A 266-nucleotide genomic window follows, 5' to 3' on the forward strand; every position below is an offset into this window, starting at 1 on the left:
ACGTATTATGGTTCATATTCGGCTGTTGATTCTTATATTGAATCTGCATCATATTCGGCTGTTGATTCTTATCCATAATCGGCATCATATTCGGCATTTGATTGTTATCCATTATCGGCATCATATTCGGCATTTGATTGTTATCCATGATCGGCATCATATTCGGCATTTGATTGTTATCCATAATCGGCATCATATTGGGGTGTTGGTTGTTATCCATTATGGGCATGATATTAGGTGGTTGGTTGTTATCCATTATTGGCATT

Annotated in this window: 1 pseudogene; it reads right to left on the reverse strand. The window is 36.8% G+C overall.

Going from position 1 to position 266, the window contains the following annotated elements:
* Positions 1-184 (reverse strand): annotated as a pseudogene (locus JDS81_RS29985) (peptigoglycan-binding protein LysM); the annotation flags it as partial.
* Between the last annotated feature and the right edge of the window lie 82 nt (positions 185-266).

Source organism: Bacillus cereus group sp. N31, from assembly GCF_016483245.1.
Lineage (GTDB): Bacteria > Bacillota > Bacilli > Bacillales > Bacillaceae_G > Bacillus_A > Bacillus_A toyonensis.